The 21,266-nt window shown below is 32.2% G+C and carries 18 protein-coding genes and 8 tRNA genes; all 26 read right to left on the bottom strand.

What is annotated here, in order from left to right; translation table 11 throughout:
* Positions 1 to 5: 5 nt before the first annotated feature.
* On the bottom strand, positions 6 to 1,064 hold the full coding sequence (gene recA, locus JOC59_RS03585) for a recombinase RecA (RefSeq protein ID WP_205143428.1): 1,059 nt from the start codon (positions 1,062 to 1,064) through the stop codon (positions 6 to 8).
* 99 nt (positions 1,065 to 1,163) lie between these two features.
* On the bottom strand, positions 1,164 to 2,426 hold the full coding sequence (locus JOC59_RS03580; protein ID WP_205143427.1) for a competence/damage-inducible protein A: 1,263 nt from the start codon (positions 2,424 to 2,426) through the stop codon (positions 1,164 to 1,166).
* A 302-nt stretch (positions 2,427 to 2,728) separates the two neighbouring features.
* Complete coding sequence (gene pgsA / locus JOC59_RS03575; RefSeq protein WP_205143426.1) at positions 2,729 to 3,310, bottom strand: CDP-diacylglycerol--glycerol-3-phosphate 3-phosphatidyltransferase; 582 nt, start codon at positions 3,308 to 3,310, stop codon at positions 2,729 to 2,731.
* A gap of 1 nt (position 3,311) precedes the next feature.
* Positions 3,312 to 4,202: a helix-turn-helix domain-containing protein gene (locus JOC59_RS03570; RefSeq protein WP_205143425.1), complete on the bottom strand. Its 891-nt coding sequence runs from the start codon at positions 4,200 to 4,202 to the stop codon at positions 3,312 to 3,314.
* 102 nt (positions 4,203 to 4,304) lie between these two features.
* Complete coding sequence (gene yfmH / locus JOC59_RS03565) at positions 4,305 to 5,576, bottom strand: EF-P 5-aminopentanol modification-associated protein YfmH (protein WP_205143424.1); 1,272 nt, start codon at positions 5,574 to 5,576, stop codon at positions 4,305 to 4,307.
* Entirely contained in the window at positions 5,563 to 6,828 is a 1,266-nt protein-coding gene (gene yfmF, locus JOC59_RS03560) for an EF-P 5-aminopentanol modification-associated protein YfmF (protein ID WP_205143423.1), read from the bottom strand. Before yfmF ends, yfmH begins: the two co-directional genes overlap by 14 nt.
* An 18-nt stretch (positions 6,829 to 6,846) precedes the next feature.
* On the bottom strand, positions 6,847 to 8,301 hold the full coding sequence (gene cls / locus JOC59_RS03555; RefSeq protein WP_205143422.1) for a cardiolipin synthase: 1,455 nt from the start codon (positions 8,299 to 8,301) through the stop codon (positions 6,847 to 6,849).
* 86 nt (positions 8,302 to 8,387) lie between these two features.
* Positions 8,388 to 9,524 carry a D-alanine--D-alanine ligase family protein gene (locus tag JOC59_RS03550; protein ID WP_205143421.1) on the bottom strand — a complete coding sequence of 379 codons (1,137 nt, stop codon included), beginning with the start codon at positions 9,522 to 9,524 and terminating at the stop codon, positions 8,388 to 8,390.
* Positions 9,525 to 9,635: 111 nt separating this feature from the next.
* Positions 9,636 to 10,790: a UDP-galactopyranose mutase gene (gene glf / locus JOC59_RS03545; protein WP_205143420.1), complete on the bottom strand. Its 1,155-nt coding sequence runs from the start codon at positions 10,788 to 10,790 to the stop codon at positions 9,636 to 9,638.
* A gap of 102 nt (positions 10,791 to 10,892) precedes the next feature.
* Positions 10,893 to 11,822 carry a glycosyltransferase family 2 protein gene (locus JOC59_RS03540; RefSeq protein ID WP_205143502.1) on the bottom strand — a complete coding sequence of 310 codons (930 nt, stop codon included), beginning with the start codon at positions 11,820 to 11,822 and terminating at the stop codon, positions 10,893 to 10,895.
* Between the two features lie 335 nt (positions 11,823 to 12,157).
* A complete protein-coding gene (gene tagD, locus JOC59_RS03535; RefSeq protein ID WP_205143419.1) occupies positions 12,158 to 12,550 on the bottom strand; it encodes a glycerol-3-phosphate cytidylyltransferase in 393 nt (130 codons plus the stop codon).
* Between the two features lie 63 nt (positions 12,551 to 12,613).
* Complete coding sequence (locus tag JOC59_RS03530) at positions 12,614 to 13,417, bottom strand: LicD family protein (protein ID WP_205143418.1); 804 nt, start codon at positions 13,415 to 13,417, stop codon at positions 12,614 to 12,616.
* Positions 13,418 to 13,493: 76 nt separating this feature from the next.
* Entirely contained in the window at positions 13,494 to 14,045 is a 552-nt protein-coding gene (ntdP, locus tag JOC59_RS03525) for a nucleoside tri-diphosphate phosphatase (protein ID WP_205143501.1), read from the bottom strand.
* Positions 14,046 to 14,152: 107 nt separating this feature from the next.
* Entirely contained in the window at positions 14,153 to 14,941 is a 789-nt protein-coding gene (locus JOC59_RS03520) for a RecX family transcriptional regulator (protein ID WP_205143417.1), read from the bottom strand.
* A 21-nt stretch (positions 14,942 to 14,962) separates the two neighbouring features.
* Positions 14,963 to 16,402, bottom strand: a complete 1,440-nt coding sequence (locus JOC59_RS03515) for an oligosaccharide flippase family protein (RefSeq protein WP_205143416.1) — start codon at positions 16,400 to 16,402, stop codon at positions 14,963 to 14,965.
* A 22-nt stretch (positions 16,403 to 16,424) separates the two neighbouring features.
* Complete coding sequence (locus JOC59_RS03510) at positions 16,425 to 17,180, bottom strand: LicD family protein (RefSeq protein WP_205143415.1); 756 nt, start codon at positions 17,178 to 17,180, stop codon at positions 16,425 to 16,427.
* A 12-nt stretch (positions 17,181 to 17,192) separates the two neighbouring features.
* On the bottom strand, positions 17,193 to 19,103 hold the full coding sequence (locus JOC59_RS03505) for an HAD family hydrolase (RefSeq protein WP_205143414.1): 1,911 nt from the start codon (positions 19,101 to 19,103) through the stop codon (positions 17,193 to 17,195).
* Positions 19,103 to 19,885, bottom strand: coding sequence for a DUF4422 domain-containing protein (locus JOC59_RS03500; protein ID WP_205143413.1), 783 nt, complete (start codon positions 19,883 to 19,885; stop codon positions 19,103 to 19,105). The genes JOC59_RS03505 and JOC59_RS03500 overlap by 1 nt, the downstream gene beginning before the upstream one ends.
* Positions 19,886 to 20,054: 169 nt before the next feature.
* Positions 20,055 to 20,126 (bottom strand) — tRNA-Glu (locus tag JOC59_RS03495).
* A 415-nt stretch (positions 20,127 to 20,541) separates the two neighbouring features.
* Positions 20,542 to 20,631 (bottom strand) — tRNA-Ser (locus JOC59_RS03490).
* A 32-nt stretch (positions 20,632 to 20,663) separates the two neighbouring features.
* A tRNA-Glu gene (locus JOC59_RS03485) sits at positions 20,664 to 20,735 on the bottom strand.
* 38 nt (positions 20,736 to 20,773) lie between these two features.
* Positions 20,774 to 20,861, bottom strand: a tRNA-Ser gene (locus JOC59_RS03480).
* A gap of 36 nt (positions 20,862 to 20,897) precedes the next feature.
* Positions 20,898 to 20,971, bottom strand: a tRNA-Ile gene (locus tag JOC59_RS03475).
* A 6-nt stretch (positions 20,972 to 20,977) separates the two neighbouring features.
* Positions 20,978 to 21,048: transfer RNA gene (locus JOC59_RS03470), tRNA-Gly, on the bottom strand.
* A gap of 29 nt (positions 21,049 to 21,077) precedes the next feature.
* Positions 21,078 to 21,150: transfer RNA gene (locus tag JOC59_RS03465), tRNA-Phe, on the bottom strand.
* A gap of 4 nt (positions 21,151 to 21,154) precedes the next feature.
* A tRNA-Asp gene (locus JOC59_RS03460) sits at positions 21,155 to 21,228 on the bottom strand.
* Between the last annotated feature and the right edge of the window lie 38 nt (positions 21,229 to 21,266).

Genomic DNA, 21,266 nt, shown 5'->3' with positions numbered 1-21,266 from the left:
AATTCTTATTCTACGTCATCTGACGCTTCTTTTTCACTCATCGTTGTAGCACTTGGTTCATCTGTGCCATCACCAATCCCATACGCATTTCTAACACGGTCGTATATTTCTTGTCGCATTGCTGCATGTTCTTCACTATCAAGATACTTTTTGACATTTTCACGACCTTGGCCAATTCGTTCACCATTATAAGCAAACCAAGAACCTGACTTATCGACAATTTCTTGTTCTACCGCTAAGTCAATTAATTCGCCCGTTTGGGAAACCCCTTCACCATACATAATATCAACTTCAGCTACCTTAAATGGTGGCGCAACTTTATTTTTAACAACTTTTATTTTCGTGTTATTTCCAATAACATCAGTACCATCTTTAATTTGAGTCGCACGTCTTACTTCTAATCGAACAGTCGCATAGAATTTAAGTGCTCGTCCGCCGGGGGTAGTTTCGGGATTTCCAAACATAACCCCGACCTTTTCACGAATTTGGTTAATAAAAATCGCAATTGTTCCTGTCTTATTGATAGATCCTGATAATTTACGAAGTGCTTGTGACATAAGTCGCGCTTGCAATCCAACGTGCGAATCACCCATATCACCCTCAATTTCAGCTCTTGGTACTAAAGCAGCTACAGAATCAACCACTAATACATCAATTGCCCCAGAAGAAACCAAAGCATCGGCAATTTCTAAACCTTGTTCACCAGTATCTGGTTGCGAGAGCAATAGGTCATCAATATTAACACCTAAATTTGCAGCATATTTTGAATCTAAGGCATTTTCAGCATCGATATAGGCAGCTGTTCCACCTAACTTTTGAATTTCAGCTACCGCATGTAATGCTAGCGTTGTTTTACCAGAAGACTCTGGCCCATAGACCTCAATAATTCTTCCCTTAGGATAGCCTCCCACGCCTAAAGCAATATCTAATTTTAAAGAACCAGAAGGAACTGTGGAAACTTGCGTTTGTGCATTTTCCCCTAAACGCATTATCGAACCTTTACCAAAGTTTTTTTCAATTTTCTTAAGTGCAGCATCTAAAGCTGCTTTCCGTTCATCTGCCAATTCTAATCCTCCTTAAGGGTTTAACCGAACAATTCTGTATCAGTAATCATACTATTTTTACTACCAATATGCAACAAAAACACGAACATGTGTTTCTGTTTATATTTGTTCTGGAATTGTTTGATTTAAAATTTTACGTCGAATCAAGTCTAATCCAGTTAAAACAGCCCTTTCTCTATTTTTTTGTCGATCTTGCCCAAATTGATATAAATAAGCCTCAACTGGCTGATCTTCATAAGCTAAACCGATCCAAACCATGCCTGCCTTATGCCCCTCTAATTCACCAGATGCCACACCAGTAAAGCTAATTGCAATATTTGTACTTAGCCGCTCCTTAATTCCCTTTGCCATTTCAATGGCAGTTTCCCGACTAACTACACCATATGTATCGATAACATCAACAGGTACCTTAGCTAATTTATTTTTTGCAGTTGGGTTATAAGTAACAACTCCTCCCGGAAAAACCGTTGAAATGCCAGGAAACGTCGCTAATGTGCTTTGAAATAATCCAGCAGTCAAACTCTCAGCAGCTGATATTGTTAACTGCTGGCCAATTAGTAAATTGGCTAAACATTTTACTAGTGAATTATCATCACCATAACCATAAAAATAAATACCAACACGTTCCATTATTTTATCTTCAGCAAGATCCAACATTTTAATTGCACTTTCGCGATTATCAGCTTGCGCAGTTAATCGTAAAGTTACTTCATGCTTTTTAGCATAGGGGGCAATTGTTGGATTAGATTGCTCATCGATTAAATCAGCTAGTTTAGTTGCTAAACGAGATTCCCCAATTCCAAAAAAACGTAAAACTCTTGATATCAACATTCCAGTGTTTTTATATTCTTTTTGTAATACGGGCACTGTATAATTAGTTAGCATTGGTTCTAATTCCCATGGTGGTCCAGGTAAAAGTAACACATCAGGTCCATTAGGATTTTTATAGAAGGACCCAACAGCAAAACCATTATCATTTTTTAGAGACTGCCCCGCTGCCAAGTACAAAGCTTGTAATTTATTATTTTCTGACATTGGTTTACTTGTAGTATCATGATAGTCAATTATTTTTTTCAATGCTTGTTCATCAGCAGCTAATTCTTGTTTTAAAAATTTCGCAACTGTTTGTTTAGTTAAATCATCAACAGTTGGTCCTAATCCACCAATTGTTATTATTAAATCGGCTCTTTCACTAGCAATTTGTAATGCATCAATTAGGCGGGGTTCATTATCACCAACCGTTGTTTGATAAAATACGTTAATATCTAATTCTGCTAATTTTTGTGCCACTTTCGGACTATTAGTATCAATTATTTGTCCCAAAAGTAACTCTGTTCCTACAGCGATGATTTCAGCTTGCATGGCTCATGCCCCCTAAATATATTATACGTACTTACTAGTATGTATCTTCTTTTTATTCTAGCAAAAAACATTAGTCATTGGGATAAAAGATGCTTATTTAATATACAAATAACAGTAAGATCCGATAATAGTTAATTATAGCGCTGATAAAATTAGAAAGGGCTGAATTTAAAAAAATCCAGCCCTTTCTAATTTTATTATGTATATCTTTTAAACCTTATTTTGATCATAACCACCTACTATAAAAGTAGCTATTCCTCAACGACGAGCAACTTTTATACTGTTTTCTTTAATACAATCACTTATTTAAAACCATCTGAAAATACTGATCTGTTTTGAACAAAATAATCAATTCCTGAATATATCGTGAAGATTAAGGCAATCCACAACATAATAGTTGCAAATGGTACATGCAACGGACTAAAAAAAGCATCATTTAAATAAAAGAAAATGATTGCAATCATTTGCGTGGTGGTTTTTATTTTGCCTGGATATGCAGCAGCCAACACTTTTCCATTATTTTCAACGATTAATAATCGTAATCCAGTAATTGCTAATTCTCGAATGACAATAATTGCAATTATCCAAGCTGGTGCTTTGTTAAATTGTACTAAAAAAATTAAGGCGGTCATCACTAATAATTTATCAGCTAACGGATCCGCAAATTTGCCAAAATTAGTAACCAAATGACGCGCACGAGCAATTTTACCATCAAGTAAATCAGTTAAAGATGCAATAATAAAAACAATTGCAGCCAATACATGAGTTATTGGGACTATTGCTCCCATTATATTAACAGCTGAATAGGTAGGTATTACTAATAAAATAATAAATATCGGAATCAATAACATTCGAAAAACAGTTAATTTATTTGGTAAATTCATCTTATTTAGCACTCTTTTCAAAATTAAATTGATAATTACGTGTTGTTAAGGTACTTGTTGGAATATTAGCAGCGACCTTATTAATCGTTATCGTAGTCCCTAAAGCATACCCTGATCTAATAGTTAGTGTAGTTACATCCTTAGCGACAGTTATTGTTTTTGTTGAATTTGCTTGCATCATTTCACTAGCTAATGTAGAACCAGCATTGTTTGTAACTGTTAACCATGTACGATACTTTGAACTAATTTTAACCTTACGTGCTTTATTAGCGGTAGTTACCGTAAAACTAGTAGTAGTACCACTAGTTGTCCCTGTTCCAATTGTTGTTTTAACTGTCTTAGTTTTTGGGGATTGGTTTTCTTTCTTTTTAGTAGCAGTGCTTTTTGTTACCTTGGCTTTTTTAGTAACTTTATTACTTGAGACTGAGACATTTGAAGAATTGGCACTTTTTTGACTGCTTGTATTTGGTGATACTGACTGAGCAATAAACCAAACAACCACCAACACAACTATTACTAATATCCCAATAATGACCTTAGGTACAATTGCTTGTAATTTATCGGTTGATGTTACTTCATTATCAATGCCTGTCCGAGTAACATTGTCTGCATCTGTCCGAGAATTACTTAAATCGGTTGTTGGTTCAATAACCTTTTCTGGAGCATTTGCTAATAGCTCATCCGGGTTAATATCAACGGCCATCGCAAATTGTTTTGTAAAAGCACGCACATAAAAATCACCCGGTAACTGCTTAAAATCACCATTTTCAATCGCATTTAAATATCTTTTTTGAATCTTCGTTTTTTGTTGTAAGTCGTCTAAAGTAAAACCTTTAGCTTGACGAGCAGCACGTAACTTTTCGCCAATTTCAATATTACGTTGTTCACTCATATTATTAAATTTTCTCCATCATCATTTACAAATACTTTCTACAGTATATCATATTCCATAGTGCTATCACGCTTTAAAAAAATTGATTTAAACTCTCTTAACTTATTGATTTTCAGCACAAACATATGTAATTTGTGCAACCCTAATAAAGTTATTAAAATATCTTTTAATATCGTCAAAAGATATATTTTCTAATATTGCTAGTTCATCAAGCAATGTTGCACCATCAAATAAATCACCATCGTATTGATTAGCAATGCCTTCCAGTGAATTTAGCATCCCAATTGTCGCACCAATTGTTTCCCTTTTAATTAATTCAAAACTTGACTCACTTGCAAGTAATGCCAAATTAGCATTATTCAAAACAACCTGAATCTCATTAATAAAACTTTGTGGCTCGTCTGTTTCTACTGTAATCGTAGCAAAATGATAATTACGTTGTAACTCAAAATCAAAGCTAAAACTATCATCAATAATTCCTTCGTTATACAACCTTAGGTACCGCGGCTCAGTATCACCAAATATCAAGTCAAGAGCCATACTAATAGCTAAACTATACTTTAATCCTTCCACTCCTTGTGGTCGTTGATCCATTCCCTTAATACCAAAGGCTACTTTTGGGCGTTCTACATCTAAAGATAGTTTATGTGGTTTCTCAACATTCGTTGGTTGCATAGGTTGATGCACAATTTTTGCATTTTCAAACACTTTGTTACTTTGATTATTTTTAATTTTTGTTATCACATCTGTTGGATCAAATTTACCGACAATAAATAAATTCATATTATTTGGTCGATAAAAATAGTTATAACTTTCGTATAATAATTCTGCGGAAATTTTAGTAATTGAATCAATCGTTCCGGCAATATCTTGTGCTAATGGTTGTTTAGGATACATTGTGCCAAGTAATTCAGTATAAAGTTGCCAATGCGGTTCATCCTGATACATTTTAATTTCTTGCCCAATTATCCCTTGTTCCTTAATAACCGATTTTTTATCAAAAAATGGCTTTTGTACAAAATCTAGTAAGATTTCTAAATTTTCATCAAAATTACTAGTTGTTGAAAATAAATAGCTCGTCTTTGTATAGCTAGTATAAGCATTTGCACTTGCACCATACTTACCAAAAAGCTCAAATGCATCATAATCAGCTTTTTCAAATAACTTGTGCTCCAAAAAATGGGCAAGGCCAGCTGGTAGTGTTTTTAGTTTTCCGTTCTGCTTAAAAGTTAAATCCGTCGCCCCATAATCAACTGTTAAAACTGCATATGTTTTATGAAAGTCGTTTTTTGGTAACAAATTAATGTCTAGCCCATTACTTAGTGTTTCTTGATACCGAACTTCTTCCAATTTTTTATATTCAATTTTTTCCATCAGGTTCTCCTGCTAATAAAAATGTTGCTTGTAAATTTAGTTTTTTAGCAATATTAATTACATCTATTTTTGTTACATCTTTAACCTTTTTGATCCATTCTAATTGGTTTGCATTTCTACCTAATAATGCATTTAAAATTGCTTTATTTAAGATTGCACGTGGTGAGTCTAATGAGGCTTCAAAAGTATTTACTAAATACTTTTTTACACTATTTAACTCTAAATCACTAAACTTTCCAGCTTGAATATCAGTAATTTGTTGCAAAATAATTTTTTTAGCTTTTACTAAGTTAGTATTATCAATTCCTGTTTGAATCGTTAGCAATTGATTTGTTGGACTATAGTTACTAGATGCATAATATGCCAAACTGGCTTTTTCTCGGACATTTACAAATAATTTTGATAGTGGTGTCGCACCTAATAGTGCATTAAAAACAATTGCTGCATATTTTTCATCACTTTGTTGATTAACATCAAAGTGATACGCTAGATTGTACTTAGCCTGTGTTAAATTGGCTTGTTCCGTTTTTACCAAAACTTCATCCTTCAAAGCTTGTTGATAAAATAGTTTTAAATTTTCACCGGTTCTTTCCATAAATGGTAATTCAGATGCTTTAGCAATAATGACTTCTTTGTCAACATTTCCTAGCACAAAAATATCGACTTGATCCTCTGCTAGCATTTTTTGATGATATCTTGTTAATGATTGATTAGTTATTTTTTTTAGTTCATCTAATTGTCCATAACTGGGAGTTGCTTGTTCATTATTAAAATACAAATCTACTAACTGTTGCATTGCATGGGTTTGGCGGTCTTCTTTTATACTTTTAAAATCAGCAATCATATTATTTTTTTCACGTATAAACAGTGCTTTATTAAACTGGTCTCCATTTTTTAATGGATTAAAAATAATTTCCTTTAAAAAGTCAAAACCTGCTACTACTAATGATTGATCAGCGTCAATGTATCTTTCATTAGGTAAGCGCAACATATACCTAAAGCAGTGTACTTGGCCGTACTTTTCCAAATCAGTTCCAAATCTAGCACCATACAGATACGCCATTTGTTTGGCAATTTTATTTTGATCTGGATATTTCATCGATGCTAATTCTAAAACATTTGCTAGTAATGACCGGTAAGTACTACTCTTTTTTTCATGTTTCGTTGTTAAATTAACGACAATTTGGGTTGTTTTAAATTGATTAGTTGGAATAATATGTAATTTTACTCCTGGCCGTAAACTGTAATCCAACAATTCTTCCTCTTTCTTTTATAATATCGGACTAAGTAGCCGACTAAATTTTTGTTTCATAGTCTGCCATAAAGACTGCTTAGCATATGTCATTAATGTCAAACTAGATGAGTGTTTTAAATCTTCTTTGAAGATATGTTCTAATTTTTGTGCAAGTTCTTTATCATACATAAATGCATTTGCTTCAAAATTTAATTTAAATGAACGAATATCTAAATTAGCAGAACCAACAGAAGCAATTTTACCATCGACAACCATCATTTTAGCATGCAAAAAACCATTATCATATGTCGAAACCTTACCACCCCGGGCTAGTAATTCTTTCGCATAGTATTTTGTTGCTTGATAAACAAATGGATGATCAGGCATACTAGGAATCATTAAATGTACCTTTATACCTGCTAACGCTGCATTTTGCAACACCTCTAACATACCACTGTCAGGAATAAAGTATGGTGTTTGAATCAAAATTGATTTGCGCGCCGTGGCAATCATTTGCATATATCCTCGTTTTATTTGTTCTAAATCACTGTCTGGCCCAGATGAAACAATTTGCATTGCAGTGGTTCCTTGAATATTTGGATTTGGAAAATAATCCTTGCTAAATTCAACGGTTCCAATTTTATGCGTTGCATTCCAGTCCATAAAAAAACGTGACTGCAATGCTAAAACTGCATCCCCTTGAATTTTTAAATGCGTATCACGCCAATAACCAAATTTTTTAGAATTTCCCAAGTATTGATCCCCGACATTAAAGCCACCGATATATCCAATATTTCCATCAATAATTACCATTTTACGATGATCTCTAAAATTAACTCTAAAAGTTAAAATCTGAAAACGATTTGCTAAAAATGGTTCAACTTGGCCCCCTAATTCAACAAGACGTTGAAATAACTTTTTATTCTTACCATGTGAACCAAATTGATCATATATAACCCGTACATGAATTCCTGCTGCTGCTCTTTCTTCCAACACACTAACAATTTTATTACCAATTTCATCGTCCATAATTGAAAAGTATTCAACATTAATATGATGTTGTGCTTTTTGCATATCGTTAATTAAAGCCGCAAATTTTTGCTTACCATCAGTATAAATCTGAACATCATTTTTATGCGTCAAAACTGCTTTGTCTGTACGTAAAAACATATTGACCATTTCCTTAGCATTATTAGTAATTTCATTAGCAACCGGCAAATCACCATGTTTTAATCGCTCTTTTTGATTACTGACAATTGTATCAATTCCTAATCGAATTTGGGTTTTAACATTAAAAATTTTCTTATTAGTTAATTTTCGGCCAAAAATTGCAAATATCATAAATCCGATTACTGGAAAAACAATTAATAATACTAGCCATGCCCAAATAGCTGCAATATCTCTTTTTTCATGAAATACAGTAATAATCGCCCCCACAGCATTTAAGATGACTATTATTGAAATAATTTCAACTATAATAGTTATATCCATAAGTAACTTCCCTTTAATTAATATTATTAATCTTCATCTATTCATAATAACAAAAAAAAGGACTATTACTAGTCCCTCTTTAATTATTAATCTTGTGTATACCGTTTTTCCCCAACATGCTCCTCACCTAATGATTGGAACGCATAACTAATTTTTGAATTTCTATCAAATTCAGCAAAACCATACTTAATAATTTCATCTAAAAGTTGAGAATAACTGATACCAGATACTTCCCACATCTGTGGATATAATGAAATATTAGTCATCCCTGGTAACGTATTTGGTTCCCCTAAGTAAGGCACATTATTTTCATCAACTAAAAAGTCAATTCTGGTTAGCCCTTTTAGTTCTAATGCTTCATATGCTTTTAATGACATTTGTGTAATTTCTTGGGCTAACTGCGGTTCGACCACAGCTGGTAAATCAAAAACAACGCCTGAAGCATCAACAAATTTATTATTGTAATCATAAAATTCATCATTTGACGGTACAATAACTTCCCCTAGTTTCGACGCTTTCGGTTCTTCATTCCCTAAAATTGAAATTTCAATTTCACGTGGATTTTTAATTGTTTTTTCTACCAAAACTTTAAAATCATAACGGAGTGCTTCAGTTAATGCTTGATCATATTCACTAGCTGTTTTAACCTTAGCCATTCCTACAGATGATCCTTGTTTAGCAGGTTTAATAAATAATACTTCACCTAGCTTTTTAGCAACTTGTTCATAAGGAAAATTAGCTCTATTTTCAGGTGTTACTAATACATATTCAGTATTTCTAACGCCCGCTTGATTTAAAATTCTTTTTGTTAGTTCTTTATCAAACGCCATTCCTGAAGCAGTTTGAGGGGCTCCAATAAATGGTTTGTTTAAGAGCTTGAATAACCCTTGTACCGTTCCATCTTCACCTAAATTACCATGGATAACCGGCCAAAAAATATCAATATCCCTAACTTCACTTAAAGCTGCAATTGGGGCTAATGGATTACTCAAATCCATTTTTTCCATTTCTTCAGCAACAACAACTTCCTCCGATTCACCATCAAAAATTCTTTGTGAAGGTTGGTTTCCTAATAAAATACCATCTTTAGAAAACATAAAAATACTAATTTCATATTTTTCTTTATCTAGGGCATCGAAGACATTATGAGCTGATCGCTTTGAAACATCATGCTCTGAAGAATTACCACCAAATAGCAAGGCTACGTGAGTTTTTTTCGCCATGTTTTAATTCCATCCTTTTATTATTGAATTATATTAGCACTAAAGAATTAGTCTACTAACTAATTAATTATAGCATAACGTTTGAAATTAACATGCTTTCGCCTTTAAATATTATCTGACAAACTGATAATTATCTGGTAAGCTAAATTCTTTTTTTATAGTTAATAGGACATCATGAATTACTTGGTCCATGTCATAATAGCGATACTTTCCTAATCGACCACCAAATAAAATTTGTTGATCAGTTTGTGCTTGTTGGCGATATTTTTTATAAAGCTCCGTATTTTTTTGATCATTAATTGGATAATATGCTTCCTTTGTTCGATCCCAATTTTGTGGAAACTCACGTGTAATAATGGTCTTATCTTGTTGCCCTTTGCCAAATTCAAAATGTTTCCATTCCATCACCCGGGTATATGGTACTTTACGCTCGGTATAATTTATAACAGCATTACCTTGATAATTATCCATGTTTAAAACTTCAGTTTCAAATTTTAATGAACGATATTCTAGTTCACCATATGAGTAATCATAAAATTGATCAATCATCCCTGTATAAATGATTTTCGGGAATTCTGCTAAATATTTTACTTTATTTGCCAAAAAGTCAGTATTAAGTTGAACATCAATTAATTCATTAGCTAGTAAATTATCAAATATTTGGGTATAACCACCAATTGGTACCCCTTGATATCGGTGATCAAAATAATTATTATCAAATGTAAAACGAACGGGTAATCTTTTTATGATGAACGCCGGCAATTCTGTGGCTAAACGACCCCATTGTTTTTCAGTATAACCTTTGATTAATTTTTCGTAAATATCAGTTCCTATCAATGAAATTGCTTGTTCTTGTAAATTTTTAGGTGTCCCGGTAATACCACTTGCTTGTTTTTGTTGTTCAATTTTTTGTTGCGCTTCCAAGGGCGTCTTTACTCCCCACATTTGATAAAAAGTGTTCATATTAAATGGTAGATTATACAATTCGCCTTTATAATTAGCAATAACTTGATTAGTATAACTATTAAATTCAGCAAACTGATTAATATATTGCCAAACTTCCTTATTATCTGTGTGGAATATATGGGCTCCAAAATCATGAATATGGATACCATATTGCTCATGTGTATGTAAATTACCGCCAATAAATGGTCGCTTTTCAATAACTAAAATACGTTTTCCTAACCGCGCTGCTTCATGTGCAAAGATTGCCCCAAACGGTCCTGCACCAACAACTAAATAATCATATTTCTTTTGATTTGTCATCGTATTACCTTTTCTTTTAAATCATGCTAAATTTCAAATAGCTGTTACTATTTTTCAATTAATATAAAATTTCTTTTACTATTATATCAATTTACTAGTCTATCAAACACGCTCTTTTGCTAAATATATTGGCCGTTTCTTTACTTCAAGATAAATGTTGCCAATATAGCGTCCGATAATCCCCAATACAAATAATTGAATTCCGCCAATAAATAAAAAGATTGCCACCATTGATGGCCAACCAGCAACACTCGTATTATTAATTAAAGCCCGTAAAACAACTACTAATAATGAAAGACCTGAAAAAATAGCCATGAATGCCCCTAATGATGATGCAATAACTAAGGGTATTTCTGAAAAAGTAACAATTCCTTCGATTGCATATTTACATAATTGCCAAAATGACCATGATGTGTTTCCCGCAACACGCTCAATATTTTTATATTCCAAATATTTAGTTCTAAAGCCCACCCAACTAAAAATTCCTTTTGAAAAACGGTTATATTCAGGCATTGCTAACACTGCCGTTACCATTTGGCGTGACATCACCCGAAAATCACGAGCCCCATCAACCATTTCTACAGATGATATTTTATTAATCAGCCAATAAAACGTTTTAGCAAATAATGATCGAATTTTTGACTCACCATCGCGACTAATTCGTCTAGTACCAATTGAGTCCCACTCACCTGATCTAACTCCAGCAATCATCTCTGGTAATAGTGTTGGTGGATCTTGTAAATCTGCATCCATCACTGTTATTAAGTCACCTGTCGCATTCTCTAACCCTGCATATAAGGCTGCTTCTTTCCCAAAATTTCTTGAAAAGCTAATATAATGTACATGTTCATCTATATTATGTAAATTATTTAAAATTTCAAGCGTCTTATCGGTTGATCCATCATCGATGAACCAGTATTCATATTCAATATCAGTTAAACTTTTATGTACTTCTTCAAGTGCATCATAAAAAAGCATTATTGTTTCTTCTTCATTATACGAGGGAACTATTATTGATAATTTCAAACTAATTTTCCTCCAAAGTAAATTTCCTATTTATTTTATCATACCATTTCTTATTTTAACTTTTTAACTACCCTTTTTAACACATTATGCTAAATCTTTCCTAAAAAATAATTACTCATCTTAATTATGCTAATCAATTGAAATGGTTTTCCTTTGAATTGCAATTAACTACCAAACGGCCAATCAAATTTGTGATAAAAAGCATAAAAAAGACCGGATTTTGCAAAATCCGGCCCTTTTTATGCTTACAAAAATTAGATAATAAATCTTATAACCACCGTTACTTATTACAATTGCTTAATTGTATTACTAAATTATTTAATTTAGTAATACTTAGTGCTTTATTTATTCATTCCTAAATCATTTTTGATTTTAGTTGTTGAAATACCTTCTGTTCTTGGTAAGTAAACAACCTCGCAGTAATCGGCCAAAAAATCAAACTTTCCTTGCCAATCATCACCCATCACAAACGTATCAATATTGTTATTTTTAACATCATCAATTTTTTGTTCCCAATTGTTTTCAGGTAATACCTCATCAACATAGCGAATTGCTTCTAAGATATATTTACGATCAACAAATGGTGTATAGGCCTTTTTACCTTTAATTGCATTAAATTCATCAGTTGAAACTACCACAGTTAAATGATCTCCTAATGCTTTTGCTCGTTTCAAAAGGTTAATATGGCCTTTATGCAATAAATCAAATGTTCCATACGTAATTACTTTTTTCATTTTTAAATTTCCTTGTTTTTTAACATTAATAGTTGTACCACAAACAATAATTATAACACACTATTATAATCGATAAATATTCCAATGATGTTTTCGACTTTCAACTGGTGGTTCTTGTAAATAATCACCATACATTTTAGTTAAATACGCATCATACTGTTTAACTATAGGTAATTTAGTATCACAAAAAGGCACCCAAATTGTACTTGTATACCACTTAGCAACGCCAAATTCGCGCATACCATTTACCCCAATAACTGTTAGCAATCCCGCTGTTTTTGAAGACTGGTGCTTTTTATTAATCTGATAGGCTTTAGCGTTCATTAATTTTGCATAAAAACCAACTGATTTTAATTTTGCAATTGGAGCAATTAATTTTTTAATTTTTAAACCTGGTTCATTCGGATTCCAATGTTGCTTACGCACCATGTTTCGTAAAATATCAATTGTTTTTAATTGATAGTATTCGACTTTTTGCATAAATTTATTATCACTCATATGATCAATTGGGAAAACATCCACAAAAATACCATTTTTAACTTGTGCATAAATTATTTCTGGTGCTGTCAGCGTATCAGCAATTCGCGCATATGGATAATTCCATTCCCTATCAGTAGTATGCCATAGTAGTTCCACATCTTTTATTTTAGGTTGATAATTTGCTAAAAAAAATTCATACTGCTCTCTAGGTAATGCTAAATCTGCATCATCATCCCATGGAATAAAGCCTTGATGTCTAACTGCGCCTAAGGCTGAGCCTCCTGTCAAAACAAATTTAAGATTATTTTCAATCGCAAATTTTGCTATGTCTTTGATTATTTCTAGCATTCGCGCTTGAATTTCTTGGAGTGTCAAATATTCTTTCATTTTATAATCCTTTATTTAAATAAAAATAAAAGACGGAAACTTTACAGTCTTCCGCCCTTTATATATCTACAGCGACTTAGCTGTCTGCACGACGAGACAACTCTTGATATCTATTATACCAAAGGTCTACATACTCCTTTGAAAAAGGCCCTTTACCGTTATTAATCCAATCAACTAAGACTTTGACATTTTCTTTTAAAATTTTATCAATTTCCTTAGAATAATGCCATTGATTACCATGGGCTTCATATTCATCTACATCCAACAATCGTTTTTCACCATCTGGATAAACTTTAACATCCAAATCATAATCGATATATTTCAAAGCCTCTTTATCTAAAACAAATGGTGATGCCAAGTTACAGTAATATGAAACACCATTATCTCGAATCATTGCGATAATGTTGAACCAATAATGCTTGTGAAAATAAACAATTGCTGGCTCACGAGTCACCCATCTTCGACCATCATCCTCTGTAACTAAAGTATGGTCATTAACACCAATTATTGCATTTTCACTTGTTTTAAGCACCATGGTATCACGCCAAGTTCGATGTAAACTCCCGTCATGCTTATAGCTTTTGATGGTAATAAAGTCGCCCTCCCGCGGTCCGCGTTCCTTGACCATAACCAACCAACTTTCTGAATCAACATCGAATTTCATTATTCATTATACACTCAAAAAACTTAGTTGTGTGAATTATCTAAGCAAATAATTTTTATTTCTAATTATAATTAATTTAACTTATCTAACACTTCTTCAATCATATCAAATTTAAAGCCACGATTAGCTAACATTAGCTTTGTTTTCAATCGTCGTTCATTATCGGCATATTTTTGATTACGTGTCCATAATTTATTTGCTTGTGTTAGCAAATTATTCAGTTCAGCATTACTTTCGTCCTGATCAATCATTACTAATAACTTATCAATAATATTGGCTGGATATCCTTTCATAATAAGTTGTTGATAAATTTTTTGCCGTTTCTTTAATACAGCCTCTTTTCGATATCGATAATTTAGTTTTTCAACCAATGCCTTCCCATTGTCCAATTGTTTTGCTACTGGGTATTTAGCCAAAGCATCTTCGATGTCTACTGTTGCTATTTGTTTTTTCATCAAAGCATTTCTTAACTTAATTGGGCCATCAGTCCCCATTAAAGTTTTTGTTCGAACGTACTCCTTAGCATAAACTAAATCATTCAATAAATTTTTATCTTTTAATTTATTAATCACTGAATCAGTTATATTAGTTGTAAATCCCAGATCCAATAATTTTTTTTTAATTTCATATTCAGATTTAATTGCATAACTTAAATAATTTAAGGCACTTTGATAGGCCCTTACTTGGGTATCACTCGTAATTATTTCTGCCAATTTCTCAGATGTTAATTCTGTACCTACAAATAGATTAAATTTAATTAAAGTTGTTTCTGCAACGGCACAGATAAATATTTCATTTTTTTCATATAAATTATATCTTGTTTTTTTTGCCTGTCGTTTAACTTTAGTAATTTTTATCAATTATACTTGGCTCCTTTATTATTAGGCTCTAATTTCTGGTTCAATCATTGCATCCTTAAGGATTTGGCGTGCTCTACGGACAATTGGAGTTTCAAAGAAAATTAACAATCCACCATAAATAATAATCCCTAAAATTATTTGCAATAGTAAATGATGCGCGTTTTTAAACTGAGTATTATTTAAATAAAAAACAATTCCAAACATAACGACTCCCGAAAATAGATATTTCCAAATTTCAGCAAATAAGCCACCAATGGCCACCTCTTTTTGTAAGACTGCCAGTTGCCATATTACAATAATTATTTCCGAAATAACCAATCCCATCGCTGCTCCGTTTAATCCAAACCAAGGAATTAAAAGAAAATCAAAACTAATATTTAATACTACCCCAGCCCATAAAATAGCCGTATATACAGTTGTTTTCCTTTTTAAAATCATATACTGTTGGCCTAATACATTACTCCAACCAATTAATAACACCGCCGGTGCAATAATCATTAATAATGGTGTTACCGGTTCATACCCACTACCTAAAAGCCATGTTGACATTTGACTAGCAATTGCCGCAATTCCAAATGCTAACCCAGTACCTAGACTGGTCGTAATATCCATGCTTGTTTTTAATTGTTCATACAATAGTGCATCATTCCCTTTTTTTGCACTTTTATATGCTACCGGTAACATAACATAGCCTAATGCTGTTACCATCGCTATCAAAACCATAACTAACTTTGAACCATAATCAAAATAACCGGAAGCACTAATTGCATCTAACTTACCTAACAATGTGCGATTAATCATTAAATAAATTTGACTTGCTACCGTGGGCAACAATAGCAAAAAGGCTGGCTTAACATGTGGTAAAAATATTAATGTTCCCATATTAATTTTAACTAAATGATCTTTTAGTGCTGGCCATAGTGATAGATTACCCAATAAACCAGCTAAGGCAGTAACTAGAATATATAGTAATAAATCACTACTTGTTTTTACTAATACTAAAATAAAAACAATTCCTAAAACTCTAATTATGGTATTTCTAAACAATGTTTTTCGATATTCATTGGTCCCTGTAAAATACCATGAGATATCAAATGCAACTGCTAAAATTGAAATACCTTGAGCCCAAAAATATGGTCTAAATCGGGCTGCAAAAGATGTCAATATCATATAAAGCGAAAGGGCAATCACAACCATTAAAACCTGTAATAGCTCAATTTCCCAAAATAATTTAGCTCTTCTATCAGCTTTAGTTTCTTGCTTAATTTTATTTGTGCCATACATATTTAAACCAAATGTAGCAAAAATTAATAAATAAGTCATTACTGAATTAGTGTATGCATTGATTCCTACATTTTCAGGTCCCAAAACTCTTGATACATAAGGAATTGTCAGTAGCGGTGCCATTAATATTAATAATTGATAACCTAAATTTATAAAGTAATTTCGAATAACTTTCATAAATTTTTATTTTCTCCTAACTTTATTCCAAGTGAGTTCTTCTTTGTGCTAATGATGGTTCTTTTTGCCATTCACCATATAATCTTTTTAAAAAAGATTTAGCTCCAACTGGAATCTTTATTTGTACTTCTTCAAAACGAGCATTTTTAAACTTTTCTAATTCATTACCGTTAAAATATTCAGTTCCAAATTGATATGGTGATGCTAAATTATAATATTTATCCGTATTATTGCCTTGATATTTTGTCATTAGGTTATATCTAATTTTTTTAAGTTGTTTAACTGACAAAAACATCGTTGTTAAACCAATCAAATTAGCAATTATAGCTCTTTTTACAGATTGATGTAGTGCCACTTTACAGCGATTGTTAATAGCAATATTTATAAAGCGAAATTTATTAAACGCTAATTTTGGCTTATTCGGTAACTGATCTAACGGAAAAATATCGATAAACAAATTATTAGCAGAATGATCTTTTGCTTTTATTTTAAAGTGTGTATTAACAATTCTACTAAAACCAAAATGAATTGCATCGGTGCCATCTCTTTGCACATTATAATGTGTATTTTCAAAGTATTTTTCGGCACAATCTAAAAATTTTTCATAATTTTTCCTAGTAAAGCCAATATCCATATCATCATCCCATGGAATGAATCCCGCATGTCTAACAGCACCTAATAAGGTTCCACCCAATAGAATGTACGGTATCTGATACTGTTCACATAATATGATAATTTCTTGAAACAATTTTAAATTAGCTTCCTGCATGCTATTCATATTTTATTCTTCCTATTTTAACATTTTATAGAGATAATAATAATTAATTGGGCATTTTACAAGACGTTTCATAAAACCAATTTTCCAGCGTGAAGCCAATAGATCATATTTTAAACGCTTAGGATGTACCATATAGTAGATTAACCTTTTTGGTTTAGCTAAGGCATTTATATTTTGATCAACAAAGATAAAATCACCTAAATAATTAACGTCGACCATTGTTGGTTTTAATCCAACGTCCTCTAATCTATTAAATGCAGTTTTAACATCGATAATTAAATTATTATTTAGGCCACTTTCTTTAAAATCTTTAATAAATTGCAAAGCAGCACCTCGAATTGAGTTTAATAATTCACCTTGAATTTTTAAATTATGCGTACCATCGTATTCATATGGTGCTAATTTAGGTTCAACTAAAGAGGTTTTATTTTCAAAATATAAAGTAGTTCCATGATTTGCCGAAAATAAAAATTCTAATAAACCTTTAAATGGTGTTGCTAGATCAATATCCGTTGTATTTTTAAGCATATCAAACCAATATCCTTGTGCGTTGATACCATATTGTTGTGCATCCGCGGTCAAACCAACATATAGACCGTGAAGCTTAACATTCACTTGATTCAACTTAGTAAACTCTTCTAAGTATGCTTGCATACTACCGCGCCAACCAATATCAACAATATTTATCTCACCTTCAAATTCTACTTGTTTTAAATATTGTAATAAATTATGACCTTCTAGTTTAGAATTTTTCTTAATTAATGCTAAATTATTTTGTATTAATTGCTTCAATTCCGGAATATTTTCAAAATAAAACTCTGTATAAACCATTGATCCCAATTGATGTTTAATTTCATATTTAGCTAACCCAACTGCATCTAATAGTTCATCAGCTGTATAGGTACTAGGTAAATTGATTACTTCAGCAATTTCCTTTAATGTTTGCGCATATTGCAATAAGGGAACCTTAAAAGCACGCCTTGAACCATAAAGATATGTACCACTATTTTGATTAGAAAATAATAATTCATAAGCTAACTTTACGATATAGCCATCACGTGCTAAGAAGTAAAGTTTTTTATTTTCATCTAAGCTTTCATTTAGCCATTGTATAAATCCTAATAGTACTGGTCCAAATACTTGATAGCCAAATTTTTGATATTTATCATATTCATAATTTTCAATACGATTATTTATGAAGCTATCTATAGTATCATCAAGTAAGCTCTTCTTAGTAGTATATTTTTTAATATTCACCACATACTTAGGAATATGATAAGTTTTAAGACCTATTTTTTTAGCACCCAACCAATCAGCCTTCCATGAATCACCTACATGAATTAAATTTCTAACGTTTATATTCTCATGTTTAATTACGTATTTAAATAAGTCACCACTAATTTTATCCTTACTCATTTCACAAGAAACAAACAGCGCTTGATAGCCGATAAAGCCAGCTTTATCTAGCATTTTTTTTATTACCTGTTTTGGTAAATACATATCTGAAATAAGATATACTTTCTTTTTTAAAGCAATTAATTCTTTAAATATTTCCAAAAATGGTTGATTAGCAATATTCAAGTCATATTCTATTTTCATTTCTAAATTTTTAACTGCCGTATCAACATTTAAAAATTCATAAATATTTTCTATTGTTGTACTCTTGCCATACTTTTCATATGCTTTCTTTTCCGCATTAATACGTTTTTTTGTAAAGTTTTTAATTTGATTGTTAGGATTTTTTTCATTCCATTTTTTTTCTACAAAAAAGAACACGTCCTGAACATGCTTGACATCACGCTTTAATAAAGTATCAAATATGTCAAAACTAATATATTCACTACTAACTAACCTATTAACTACGTTTTCATAATTAATTTGGGGATATGTATTGATATACGTTTTAAGTTGGCTAAGCACCATTATTTTGCTCCCAATTCTTTACTTGGCTTTCTAAATTTTCGCCATAGAAAACTTCCAATTTTTTTAGGCCAGTTTTGTTTTTCCATATGCACATAATTCACTTCTTTATAAGCATAATGATTTGTTTCTAGCCATACATCAAGTAATCGTTCACTAATAAACCCATATACGCGTTGTTCATAAGTAGACCAATTAGTAGTATCGATTTGCTTTTCCACATCATTAAGAATGTCAAAGAGCCATTCTGCATATTGATCAAATTTATTTTTCTTCATAATAAACATATTGAACATGTGCGCTGATTTCCTATTCATTACAATATCAAATGTGGCTAGATACGTCGGATACTTGCTTGCCAAGATATCTCTTGTAAGATCTAAGGGCTCTATGTGATGCGCATGCGCATAGTGTGAATAGTTTGATTCAATGTAATATCGTCTTTTTTTCGGTAAAATAATATCTGCTTCTTGAAATAATGTTTCAATTTGCTGTTGATTTAAAATAGTTACCAAACTTTTCTTTCGGTTTAGAGATAAGTATCGACGATAATGCACCAAACCAATTGCCTCATATTCAGTGAGATTTTTCCATGCCCAATATAACGCTGTTAACTCATTATATGAAGGATTTTTATTAGAAATATTATCACCTGTATCATCACCTATGCATTTTAAGTTCAATTCTGGATGAAGGATTTTCCCAACTTGAATTGGTTCATATAACTCTTTATCTTTTGGCATTGCGTATGCTTTATGTGTAGCTACTAATACTTTTACTTTCATTATTTTGCCTCGTTTCAATTACATAATATTATTTTATCAAAAATTTTTTAATTGATACAAAATAATCTAAAAAAATAGTAAAATGGCTGGAAAAATAAATTTCCCAACCATTTTACTTTGTAAATCATATTTAATATTTTACATTATACTAACTAGGTATATAACATTATAGCCTGTCTGAGGATCGAACTCAGGATTCCGCGCTGAGAACGCGACGTCTTGACCACTTGACCAACAGGCCATTACAAGTATTAATTATAGTATCATATACAAAATAGTCAACCTTTTTTATATATATTTATCAAAAGATTAGCGAAAATTATAATTTAACAATTTCATCGAAAACAATAACACAAATGTCATCGATCGTATCGCATATGGTTTTAGAAATTTTGAAAATTTAAGATAGCTTATTTTAAAGAGTATTTTAATTAGCTTTAAAAATTCATATTTTGCGATAAATTACAAAAAAATAACTAATTCAAATTATGAATTAGTTGCTTAATAAATTAATTTAATTATTTAGTCTATCAGTACCATTTGACAAAGAGCCAAAAATCCAATTGAAAATGTTTTTCATTTTCAATTGGATTTTTATTCGATGCTTATTAATTAAATTATATTTATACAAATAACTTAACTAGTAATTACTAATAAGGAGGATGAGAGATTCGAACTCTCGCGCCGCTTTCACGACCTGATGGTTTTCAAGACCATTCCCTTCAGCCAGACTTGGGTAATCCTCCACAAAAAACAATACTAAGCTTCTCACTTAGTATGTCCCGTACGAGATTCGAACTCGTGATACCGCCGTGAAAGGGCGATGTCTTAACCACTTGACCAACGGGACAAATTTAATTAGAAATTTTAAAAACTAAACAGATCTTACGGAGAAGGAGGGATTCGAACCCTCGCGCCGCTTTCACGACCTACACCCTTAGCAGGGGCGCCTCTTCAGCCTCTTGAGTACTTCCCCAAAATCCAATCTTCATACCCTTTATTAGAGTATTCATGGGCCTAAATGGACTCGAACCATCGACCTCACGCTTATCAGGCGTGCGCTCTAACCAGCTGAGCTATAGGCCCATATAAAGCGAATGACGGGAATCGAACCCGCGTATCGAGCTTGGAAGGCTAGCGTTCTACCATTGAACTACATTCGCATATTCTGAATCGATAGCTTTGCTATCTATGGCGCAGGACGGAATCGAACCGCCGACACATGGAGCTTCAATCCATTGCTCTACCAACTGAGCTACTGAGCCAAAACGGTCACAACGGGACTCGAACCCGTGATCTCCCGCGTGACAGGCGGGCGTAATAACCAACTATACCATGCGACCATTGCTATTGCGGGAGCTGGATTTGAACCAACGACCTT

Source organism: Periweissella beninensis, assembly GCF_016908275.1.
In the GTDB taxonomy this organism is placed as follows: Bacteria; Bacillota; Bacilli; order Lactobacillales; family Lactobacillaceae; genus Periweissella; species Periweissella beninensis.
The sequence above is the reverse complement of the archived record's forward strand: the minus strand, read 5'-3'. Positions and strand labels throughout refer to the sequence as shown.